The organism is Bacillus cereus group sp. N24 (genome assembly GCF_016483345.1).
Lineage (GTDB): Bacteria > Bacillota > Bacilli > Bacillales > Bacillaceae_G > Bacillus_A > Bacillus_A toyonensis.
In genome coordinates this window covers 1-303 of sequence record NZ_JAEHCA010000124.1, presented here as the reverse complement: position 1 = coordinate 303, position 303 = coordinate 1, and the positions used below count along the sequence as shown (strand labels likewise).

Genomic DNA, 303 nt, shown 5'->3' with positions numbered 1-303 from the left:
TTGTTCGATTTGCCAAAAGTCGTGAAGTAAAGGGACGTATTTTAAATGCTACAGTTAGACGGAACCCTTCTGGCAGACACTTTGTGTCATTGTTAGTCGAAACAGAAGTGCAAGAACTTCCGAAAACACATTCTTACATTGGAATGGATGTAGGACTAAAAGATTTCGCCATTTTGTCAGATGGAACAACCTATAAAAATCCGAAGTTTTTTCGATCATTAGAAGGGAAGTTGGCAAAAGCACAGCGTATTCTTTCTAGAAGAATGAAAGGATCTTCTCGATGGAATAAACAACGAGTAAAAG

Annotated in this window: 1 protein-coding gene; it reads left to right on the top strand. The window is 38.0% G+C overall.

The window, feature by feature from the left end:
• A partial coding sequence (locus JDS95_RS30685; protein WP_199691062.1) for a transposase occupies positions 1 to 303 on the top strand: 303 nt, incomplete at both ends.